The sequence below is a fragment of the Streptomyces tateyamensis genome (assembly GCF_003205575.1).
In the GTDB taxonomy this organism is placed as follows: domain Bacteria; phylum Actinomycetota; class Actinomycetes; order Streptomycetales; family Streptomycetaceae; genus Kitasatospora; species Kitasatospora tateyamensis.
Map to the genome: position 1 here is coordinate 37,983 of NZ_PYBW01000110.1, position 6,824 is coordinate 44,806.

A 6,824-nucleotide genomic window follows, 5' to 3' on the forward strand; every position below is an offset into this window, starting at 1 on the left:
CCGCCGGCCCGTCGGCTCAGCTGCCGGCGTCCCGTCGGCTCACTCGCCCTCGGGCAGCCCGGCCGACCACTTCTGCTCCACCCGGCCGAACTTCCAGAAGGCCAGCGCCCCGGCCCAGGTGACCACGAACAGGCCCACGATCGCGAAGCCCACGTTGTTCAGGTCCAGCGAGGCGACCCACCCGATCGGGCCGCCGGTGATCTCCAGCCGGTCGGCCAGCAGCCCGGTCAGCTCGATCAGCCCGATCACCAGCGCGACCAGCACCGAGAGCCCGGTCACCGTGAGGTTGTAGTAGATCTTGCGGACCGGCTTGGCGAAGGCCCACTCGTAGGCGAAGTTCATGAACGAGCCGTCGATGGTGTCCAGCAGGCTCATCCCTGCCGCGAACAGCACGGGCAGCACCAGCAGCGCGTACCAGGGCAGCGAGAAGGCGGCGGCGCCGCCGGCCAGCACCAGCAGCGAGACCTCGGTGGCGGTGTCGAAGCCGAGGCCGAACAGCAGGCCCACCGGGTACATGTGCCACGGCTTGGTGACCGCCCGGGTCACCCGGCCCAGGATCCGGTTGAGGAAGCCGCGCTTGTCCAGCTGCTGCTCCAGCTCGGCCTCGTCGTAGGCGCCGCCGCGCATCGTGCGGAACACCCGCAGGATGCCGTGGAAGGCGCCCAGGTTGATCAGGCCGATCAGCAGCAGGAACACCCCGGAGACGGTGGTGCCGATCAGGCTGGTCGTCCGGTGCAGGGCCGAGTCGTCGGCCTCCACCGAGGTGGCCAGTTGGCGCACGCCGAAGGCCAGCAGCGCGCACAGGCCGAAGACGATCGAGGAGTGGCCGAGCGAGAACCAGAAGCCCACCGAGAGCGGGCGCTTGCCCTGCCCCATCAGCTTGCGGGTGGTGTTGTCGATGGCGGCGATGTGGTCGGCGTCGAAGGCGTGGCGCATGCCGAGCGTATAGGCGGTCAGGCCGAGTCCGGCGCCGAAGGCCTGGTTGCCGATCGAGTAGTGGTGCGGTGCGATCACGGCGAGCAGGGTGAACCAGCCGACCACGTGCAGGGCGAGCACGAAGCCGCCCATGCCGGCCAGGCGCAGCCACTCCTCCCGGGTCAGCCGACTGGTCCACCGGGTGGTGCCGCTCATCTGACTCTGCTTTCGGTCCGTCGGTGGGAACCGCTACATCCTTATGTAGTTGCAAGTCATTCGCAACTACATCCTGATTGCCGACTCGTGAAACAGCTGCGGGCAGGTCCCCGACCGTCGGTCGGGGACCTGCCCGCAGCGGGCCGGGGTGCGCTACGGCACCGGGTACTGGTCCGGCGGAACGGTGCTGGTGCTCGCGTTGCCGCCGATGGCGGGCTTGAGGGTGAGGGTCCAGGTGGAGTAGGTGCTGGAGGTGGTGGTGAAGTCCAGCCCGTCGTCGAACTTGGTGAACGCGCAGCTCTGGGTGAACTTCTTGGTGCCGTCGTCCCAGTCGAAGCCGCCCGCGAAGTACACGTCGTACTTCCCGTCCCGGATCCCGGTGATCTTGGCGGTCTCTCCCTTGACCACGTAGAACGAGTAGGCCGCCTGGCCGCTCTGGGTCAGCGTCAGCACCGCGTCCACGCTGCCGCCGCCGTTGTCCACGGTCAGCTCGCCGTCGCCGTTGGTCTGGCCCTCGCGGATCTTGTGGCCGTTGTCCAGCGCCCGGTGCTGCAGCTGGCCGGTCTGCGGCGCCGAGAAGGTCGCGGTGTACCCGGCGGCGGCCAGCGCGGTCACCGCGGTCTGCACGTCCTTGAGCCCCTGCACACCGCCGGCCTCGGCCAGCGCCGAGGAGGTGGCGCAGACCTTGTTGCCGTCGATGTCGCCGCTCACCGTGGAGTAGTTGGTGGCCAGGGTGTCCATCGCCACGTAGAGCTGCCGGTTCGCGTCCCCCGCGCCGGACGGCGGGTTGAGCCCCTGCAGCCCGGTGGCCGCGGAGGTGGCCGCCCGCTGCACGTCGTCCAGTGCGGTCTTCACCTCGCTCAGGCTGCCGGCCTTGGGCAGTTGGGCCAGCGCGTCGTTGACCGGCCCGACCAGGGTGTTCAGGCTCTCCCCGTACGGGGTCGGCGTCGGGCTGGGCGTGATCACGGTGCCGATCGAGTCCTTGCCGGAGCCGACCGTGTGGTGCGGGCCCGAACTGCAGGCGCTGACCACCAGCACCGCCCCGGCCAGCAGCGCGGTGCCGGCCAGCCGGCGGTGCTGCGCGGTGGTGCGGCGGTTCCCCGTGTCGTGGTTCCCCATGAGCAACTCAAGCCCCCCAGGCGCTGTTTCGTGGTGCGCGTGCGCAGTCAGCGTCCCGCAGCGGGCGCACCCGGGTCAACTGCGTACCCGGCGCCCGGAGCCGGGGGCGGCTCTCAGCTTCCTCCCAGGTCAACTAGGATCACCGGGTGCTCGCCTTGACCGGAATCCCGCTGCAGATCGTCGCCTGCCTGCTCGCCGTGCTGGCCTTCGCGGCCACCATGTGGCTCTGGCCGCGCCTGGGCGGGAAGGGCTGGAAGGCGCTGCTCGCCCGGCTCGGCGCGTTCTTCGGCACCCAGGCGCTGGTACTGGTGGCGATGGCCCTGGTGGCCAACTCCTACTTCGGCTTCTACACCACCTGGACCGACCTGCTGGGCACCGCGGGCGGCCCGGGCACCGTGGTGGACCACAAGCCGAGCAACGCGCTCTCGGTCACCGGCGAGCAGAAGGTCTACAGCTCGCAGGGCTCGGCCAAGGAGCGCTCCGGCGTGATCCAGCAGGTCCGCCTCACCGGTGCCGCCTCCGGGCTGAGCAGCGACGGCTACGTCTACCTGCCGCCGCAGTACTTCCAGCCCGAGTACGCCGGCCACCAGTTCCCGATGGCCCTGGTGCTCTCCGGCTACCCCGGCTCGGCCGAGAAGCTGATCTCGCTCATGCAGTGGCCGGCCAGCACCCTCAAGGCGATCGAGGCCAAGCAGCTGCCACCGACCGTGCTGGTGATGATGCGGCCCAGCCCGGTCGCCAACCGGGACACCGAGTGCATGGACGTGCCCGGCGGCCCGCAGGTGGAGACCTTCTTCACCGAGGACCTGCCGCGCGCGCTGGCCACCGGCTACCGGATCGCTCCGCAGGCCACCGCGCACGCCGCGCTCGGCGACTCCACCGGCGGCTACTGCGCGCTGAAGTTCGCCCTGCGCAAGCCGCAGTCCTACGGCGCCGCGGTCTCGCTCTCGGCCGACTACAGCGCCTCCAACGACCCGACCACCGGCGACCTGTTCGGCGGCGACCCGAAGCTCAAGCAGGAGAACGACCTGCTCTGGCGGCTGCGCAACGCCCCGCCGGCCCCCGTCTCGCTGCTGCTGGCCACCAGCCGCGACGAGGACAACTACCCGGCGACCCAGCAGATGATCGCCTCGTTCAAGGCCCCCACCAGGCTCTCCACCATCACGCTGGACAGCGGCGGCCACAACTTCCACACCTGGAACCGGGAGATCCCGCCCGCGCTGGAGTGGCTCGGCAAGCAGTTCGCGCTGCCGCCGGCCGCCGCCTGACCCCGCGTCAGCCGACCGGCCCGGGAGATCACAGAGCGCTCACAGCCGGGGTTCATCGCTCTCTCAGGCACCCGCCCGAGCGTATGGGGCATGACCTCGACCAGTTCCGTTCCCGAGAGCAGCGTGCCGTGGCCCGAGGCCGCGCACTTCCCGCCCCCGGAGCCGCTCGCCCCGGCAGCTCCGGAGCCGATCTTCCCGCCCGCCGGGCTGCCGGCGACAGGCCCCAAGGGCCCGGGCAGCTGGGCCGGCCGGCTGCGGACGCTGCCCGGACGGGCCTGGCGCGGCCGACCCGACGACCCGGCCTGGGCCCGGCCCGCGCTCTGGGCGCTGCTGCTGCTCACCGCGGTCCTCTACTGCTGGAACCTGACCTCCTCCGGCTGGGCCAACGCCTTCTACTCGGCGGCGGTGCAGGCCGGCAGCCAGAGTTGGAAGGCCTTCTTCTACGGCTCCTCGGACGCGGCCAACTTCATCACGGTGGACAAGCCGCCGATGTCGCTGTGGCCGATGGAGATGTCCGCCCGCCTCTTCGGGCTCAGCTCGTTCAGCGTGCTGCTACCCGAGGTCCTGATGGGCGTGGCCACGGTGGCCGCCGTCTACGCGACGGTGCGCCGGCGGTTCTCGGCAGTGGGCGGCCTGGTGGCCGGCGCGGTGCTGGCGCTGACCCCGGTGGCGGCGCTGATGTTCCGGTTCAACAACCCGGACGCGCTGCTGGTGCTGCTGATGACGCTGGCCGCCTACGCCCTGGTCCGGGCCACCGAGCGGGCCGGCACCCGCTGGCTGCTCTGGTGCGGGGCCCTGCTCGGCTTCGCCTTCCTCACCAAGACGCTGCAGGCCTTCCTGGTGCTGCCCGGTTTCGCACTGGTCTACCTGGTGGTCGCGCCCACCGGGGTGTGGCGCCGGGTGCGCCAGCTGCTGGCGGCCGGACTGGCGATGGCGCTGGCGGGCGGGTGGTGGGTCGCGATCGTGCAGCTGGTACCGGCCAAGGACCGCCCGTACGTCGGCGGCTCGCAGGACGACAGCTTCCTCTCGCTCACCTTCGGCTACAACGGCTTCGGCCGGCTGACCGGTGACGAGACCGGCAGCGTGGGCGGCGGCGGCCGGGCCGGCGGGCTCGCCGGTCGGGCGGTGGAGGCACTGGGCGGCGGCGCGCAGGGCGGCTTCGCCCCGGGCGGCGGCCCGGGTGGCGGCGGCCGCGGCGGTGGCGGCTGGGGCAGCACCGGGATCACCCGACTGTTCGGGGGCGACATCGGCGGCCAGATCGCCTGGCTGCTGCCGACCGCTCTGCTGCTGCTGGTCCTCGGGCTCTGGGCGACCCGGCGGTACGCCCGCACCGACTCGGCCCGCACCGCCTTCCTGGTCTGGGGGAGCTGGCTGCTGGCCACCGGCCTGACGTTCAGTTACATGTCCGGCATCTTCCACCAGTACTACACGGTGGCGCTGGCCCCGGCCGTGGCGGCGCTGGTCGGGATGGGCGTGGACGGGCTCTGGCGGGCCCGGCGCCGGCTGCCGTACGCGGCGTTGCTGGCCGTGGTGGTCGCGGTCACCGCTCTCTGGGCCTGGGTGCTGCTGGGCCGCAGCTCGCAGTTCCTGCCGTGGCTGCGCTGGGCGGTGCTGGTCGGCGGCCTGCTGGCGGCCGCCGCCCTGGTGGCGGCAGGCCGGGTGGCCGGGCGGGCCGGCGGGCGGCTGGCGGCGGTGGCCGGTCTGGTCGCGCTGGCGGCGGCGCTGGGCGGGCCGACCGCGTACGCGCTGGACACCGTGTCCACGGCCCACACCGGGTCGATCCCGACGGCCGGGCCACGGGTGTCCGGCGGCGACGGCGGGCCCGGCGGGTTCCGGCCGGGCGGCTTCACCCGCGGCAACCTCAAGGGCGGCGGGGGCCTGCGGGGCGGGTTCCCGGGCGGCGGCAGGGGTGCGGGCGGCGCCGGGGGCTTCCCGGGTGGTGGCACCGGCTCGGGTGGCTTCCCCGGCGGCGGCACGGGCGGCGGCATGGGCGGCGGCACGGGCGGCGGCACGGGCGGCGGCATGGGCGGCCTGATCGACGGCGCCAAGGTCAGCACCGAGCTCGCCGACCTGATCAAGGCCGACGCCTCCCACTACACCTGGGCGGCCGCCGGGATCGGCTCGCAGAACGCGGCCGGCTACCAGCTCGCCTCCGGCGTCCCGGTCATGGCGCTGGGCGGCTTCAACGGCTCCGACCCCTCGCTCAGCCTGGCCGGCTTCCAGCAGTACGTGCAGCAGGGGAAGATCCACTACTTCGTCGGCGGCGGCGGCTTCGGCGCCTCCCAGGGCGGCTCCTCGGACAGCTCGCAGATCGCCAGTTGGGTCGCCTCGCACTTCACCGCGAAGACGGTCGGCAGCGCCACGGTCTACGACCTGACCGCCCCGGCCGGCGGCAGCACCACCACGACGGGCTGACCCGCCCCGGCGGCCGGTGGCCGAGCGCCTCCCGCGCGCTCGGCCACCGGGCCGTTGCTCCTGTCCTGGCCGCGCCGTCCCGGTCAGCTCCGCTCGGCCACCGGGCGGCGCCGCTGCGCGGGGTCCAGCAGCGACTGCGGCCGCCAGACGCCGTCCGGCGGGTAGAGGTCGGTGCCGGGCGGCACGATCTCGTCGATCCGGTCCAGCACCGCTTCGTCCAGCGCGAGTTCACCGCCCTTCAGCAGGCCGGCCAGCTGCTCGGGGGTGCGCGGCCCGATGATCACCGAGGTCACCGCGGGGTGCACCAGCGGGAAGGCGACGGCCAGTTCGGGCAGTGTGCAGCCCAGTTCCTCGGCCAGCTGGGCCAGTTGTTCGGCGGCCGCCAGCTTGGCCGCGTTCTGCGGGATCGCCGGATCGAACCGTGCGGGGGTGAGCGCGGCCCGACCCCGGCTCAGGTCCACCGGCGCCCCGGCCCGGTAACGCCCGCTCAGGTAGCCGGAGGCCAGCGGACTCCAGGTCAGCACGCCCATCCCGTACCGGCGGCAGACCGGCAGCACCCCGGCCTCCACGCCCCGGGCCAACAGCGAGTAGGGCTGCTGCTCGGTCCGCGGCCGGGCCAGCATCCGCCGCTCGGCGGTGTGCTGGGCCTCGACGATCTCGTGGGCCGGGAAGGTGGAGATCCCGAAGCTGCGGATCTTCCCGGCCCGCACCAGGTCCCCCATCACCGACAGGGTCTCCTCGATGTCGGTGGTGTGGTCCGGCCGGTGGACCTGGTAGAGGTCGATCCACTCGGTGTCCAGCCGGCGCAGGCTCTCCTCCACGGCGGTCAGGATCCACCGCCGCGAGTTGCCGCTCCGGTTGCGCCCCGCCCCCATCCCTTGTTCTTCGCAG

5 protein-coding genes are annotated in these 6,824 nt (G+C 72.9%); 2 read left to right on the top strand and 3 right to left on the bottom strand.

Going from position 1 to position 6,824, the window contains the following annotated elements; all coding sequences use genetic code 11:
• Positions 1-39: 39 nt before the first annotated feature.
• Together nicT and C7C46_RS26750 are read right to left on the bottom strand one after the other, a co-directional pair.
• Positions 40-1,131, bottom strand: a complete 1,092-nt coding sequence (gene nicT / locus C7C46_RS26745) for a Nickel transporter NicT (RefSeq protein ID WP_181442537.1) — start codon at positions 1,129-1,131, stop codon at positions 40-42.
• A gap of 153 nt (positions 1,132-1,284) precedes the next feature.
• A complete protein-coding gene (locus C7C46_RS26750) occupies positions 1,285-2,250 on the bottom strand; it encodes a hypothetical protein (protein WP_110672501.1) in 966 nt (321 codons plus the stop codon).
• A 146-nt stretch (positions 2,251-2,396) separates the two neighbouring features.
• Here C7C46_RS26750 and C7C46_RS26755 point away from each other — a divergent pair, with 146 nt between their 5' ends.
• Together C7C46_RS26755 and C7C46_RS26760 are read left to right on the top strand one after the other, a co-directional pair.
• Positions 2,397-3,518 carry an alpha/beta hydrolase gene (locus tag C7C46_RS26755; RefSeq protein ID WP_110672502.1) on the top strand — a complete coding sequence of 374 codons (1,122 nt, stop codon included), beginning with the start codon at positions 2,397-2,399 and terminating at the stop codon, positions 3,516-3,518.
• Between the two features lie 90 nt (positions 3,519-3,608).
• The gene (locus tag C7C46_RS26760; protein WP_110672503.1) at positions 3,609-5,933 is read left to right on the top strand and encodes a glycosyltransferase family 39 protein; all 2,325 of its coding nucleotides are present in this window, start codon (positions 3,609-3,611) and stop codon (positions 5,931-5,933) included.
• 83 nt (positions 5,934-6,016) lie between these two features.
• Here the strand turns inward: C7C46_RS26760 and C7C46_RS26765 are convergent.
• Positions 6,017-6,824: aldo/keto reductase (locus tag C7C46_RS26765; RefSeq protein ID WP_110672507.1), on the bottom strand; the 808-nt coding region annotated here is incomplete at its 5' end.